Consider the following 826-nt stretch of genomic DNA (forward strand, 5'->3'; position numbering starts at 1 on the left):
CGACTACGTGGTGACGTACATCGTCGAGGAGACGGTGGACCCGCTGCTCGACGAGATTCACGAGGACCTGCGCGCGGAGGGGTACGAACCCGAGACCGTGGAGTACGCCGCGGAGTTCTTCAATCGGGTTCAGGAGTTGAGTGTCCTCGACCCGGCGATGGGCTCCGGGCACTTCCTCACGAAGGCGACCGGCTACCTCTCGAAGCAGGTGATGGACCAGGTGCGGGCGCTCGACGAGCAGGCCGGATTCTTGGACGAGCAGCACATCCGGCGACAGATCTCGAAGGAAGTCATCTACGGCGTCGACATCAACGAGATGGCGGTCGAGTTGTCGAAGCTCTCGATGTGGTTGGAGACGCTCGCGGCGGACCAACCGCTCGCGTTCCTCGATCACCACGTGAAGCCGGGGAACTCGCTCGTCGGGAGCGACATCACGGAAGTCCTGAGCGAGGATGGGCCGGGCGCTGACGACGGACAGATCACACTCACACAGGCGTTCGCACGCGTTCGGCAGGACACGCTCGAACACGTGATGGACCTGATGGCGGACCTGCTGGCGTACGAGAATGAGACGCTCGACGAGATCAAGTCGATGGAGGATCTGTACGACGAGATCCGCGACGACCCGTTGTACACGCGGCTCTTCGAGTTGGCGAACGTCCACACCGCCGAGGAGTTCGGCTGCGATGTGCCGGAAGGCATCCGTCTTTAGCTAAGAGAGAAACCGCGTGACAGCAGCGGCTTATCGAGGCTTCTTTTCGAGAGGAATGAGGAGGCGGCAAGTGTGCACCAAGACGCCTCCTCATCGAGAATCATGCGTCGGCTC

General features: G+C 61.7%; 1 pseudogene. It reads left to right on the forward strand.

The features are described from left to right. A pseudogene (locus EXE41_RS18590) lies at positions 1-700 on the forward strand (DNA methyltransferase); the annotation flags it as partial. Positions 701-826 lie beyond the last annotated feature (126 nt).

The organism is Halorubrum sp. SD690R (genome assembly GCF_005435035.1).
In the GTDB taxonomy this organism is placed as follows: domain Archaea; phylum Halobacteriota; class Halobacteria; order Halobacteriales; family Haloferacaceae; genus Halorubrum; species Halorubrum ezzemoulense.